Consider the following 1,948-nt stretch of genomic DNA (forward strand, 5'->3'; position numbering starts at 1 on the left):
TGCTGCTTCCTTGGCGAAAGCTTCAAGCTCTTTCTTGTTCATATTGCCTATCCTTAGCCTTTAAGGCTTAGTTTAGGCAATTACACAGAAATTGAGACAGTCTCTATCGTTGTCCTTAGAAGCTACTCTGACGCTATTCTTTTCGTAACGCTCAGTGGCCATTAGACAATGGCTAGCAGGCATGTTGACCATTTTAGTAATCTTACGATCCTTAATATCCCACTATACTCTCCAGACCTCAACCCAATGGATTGGTTCGCCAGAACAACCTTGTTAATAGGAGCTTCAAAATCTACAAGGTATGAATTGATTGTGTTTGTAAGGCTTAGAATGATCATTCTCAATGCGAAAGTAGAATAAAGACGCTCTGTTTTCGTTAGTGGATAAGTTTGAGTAGTAAATTAACGGCATTGGTACTATTCGCATTTAATATTTATGGTCTACTTCGAGCTTGGAAATAGCGGTTATATCACTATAACGGCCTCTATGGCTTGTGGCTAATTTAGGTTATATAACTTGGTCTATTATGAAAAAAATCGTTGCTAGGCTCATACAGAGGCGTATGAGTGATGTTCAAGTGTGAAGTGTTGCAGCTATTTTCTTTAGGCGAAAAAAAACCACTTCATGAGAAGTGGTTTCTTAAATGTGGCTCCCTTTGCTGGACTTGAACCAGCGACATACGGATTAACAGTCCGGCGTTCTACCAACTGAACTAAAAGGGAACAGGTTTGTTTTATAGCAACAACGCTTATGATTTTTCAATCATGAAAAATGGTGCCGACTACCGGAGTCGAACTGGTGACCTACTGATTACAAGTCAGTTGCTCTACCTACTGAGCTAAGTCGGCACTAATTTCTTTTCGCTATCGTTTGTTACTAACGCTAGCTACTTAATGTGGCTCCCTTTGCTGGACTTGAACCAGCGACATACGGATTAACAGTCCGGCGTTCTACCAACTGAACTAAAAGGGAACAGGTTGTATCTAATTAAGAATGGTGCCGACTACCGGAGTCGAACTGGTGACCTACTGATTACAAGTCAGTTGCTCTACCTACTGAGCTAAGTCGGCACATTGTATTCTTAATTTATTCTATGCTCGTATTTTGATTTTTCAATCTAACACCAACAAAATGAATGTGGTGCCCGGAGGCGGAATCGAACCACCGACACGAGGATTTTCAATCCTCTGCTCTACCGACTGAGCTATCCGGGCAACGAGGTGTATTAAAAGGCTTTTCACGTTCTAGGTCAACATTAAATTGCAAAAAAAATGTTGTTTGCTGATTTTCTATACTTAATGGGCTGTTTGTAGGCATTTTGGTCATTAAATGCATAGTGAATATGAGGTAAGAAGGGGAGGGTTACTGAGTTATTTATGCTTAAATACAGTAAACAAACAAGTAAAGAGTGCGTAATAGTTCACTTTTAATTGTGATTATCGAGCGCTTTAGTATGTCTATCTTATTAGTGTTCATTTTTGAATTGTAGACTATAGAAAATCACCCAAGCTACCGTCTTAATTAATGAGCAATGTTTTGATGTTTGCTTTCGTAAGGAGTGAATATTTTAAATAGAAATATTGGCTGCGGATAAGTGATTTTGGTGACGGAGGATTACGTAAGTGGCGAGAGCTGCATACTCAGAGCTTTATTAGTAAAGGGATAGCATCGATAGAGAAGGCGAGGGCCTATTGGGATCAATTTAGTTCAGATATGAAAAAAGCCAAGTCTTTCGACTTGGCTTTTAAAAATGGCTCCCCTTGCAAGACTTGAACTTGCGACATACGGATTAACAGTCCGCCGTTCTACCAACTGAACTAAAGGGGAATTATCTGTGTCAGCATTTTCATGCTAAGCACCAAATAATGGTGCCTCGAGGCGGAATCGAACCACCGACACGAGGATTTTCAATCCTCTGCTCTACCGACTGAGCTATCGAGGCAAAAGA

The 1,948-nt window shown here is 40.3% G+C and carries 7 tRNA genes; all 7 read right to left on the minus strand.

The annotated features are described in order from the left end of the window. Positions 1 to 646: 646 nt before the first annotated feature. The 7 genes from F0249_RS19750 to F0249_RS19780 all read right to left on the minus strand — a co-directional run bounded on the left by F0249_RS19750 (position 647) and on the right by F0249_RS19780 (position 1,942). Positions 647 to 722: transfer RNA gene (locus F0249_RS19750), tRNA-Asn, on the minus strand. 50 nt (positions 723 to 772) lie between these two features. Next, positions 773 to 848 (minus strand) — tRNA-Thr (locus tag F0249_RS19755). A gap of 48 nt (positions 849 to 896) precedes the next feature. After that, a tRNA-Asn gene (locus F0249_RS19760) sits at positions 897 to 972 on the minus strand. A gap of 22 nt (positions 973 to 994) precedes the next feature. Next, positions 995 to 1,070: transfer RNA gene (locus tag F0249_RS19765), tRNA-Thr, on the minus strand. Between the two features lie 68 nt (positions 1,071 to 1,138). Then, positions 1,139 to 1,214: transfer RNA gene (locus F0249_RS19770), tRNA-Phe, on the minus strand. 537 nt (positions 1,215 to 1,751) lie between these two features. Further along, positions 1,752 to 1,827 (minus strand) — tRNA-Asn (locus F0249_RS19775). 39 nt (positions 1,828 to 1,866) lie between these two features. Further along, positions 1,867 to 1,942: transfer RNA gene (locus tag F0249_RS19780), tRNA-Phe, on the minus strand. Positions 1,943 to 1,948 lie beyond the last annotated feature (6 nt).

The organism is Vibrio sp. 03-59-1, from assembly GCF_013114135.1.
Lineage (GTDB): Bacteria > Pseudomonadota > Gammaproteobacteria > Enterobacterales > Vibrionaceae > Vibrio > Vibrio cortegadensis.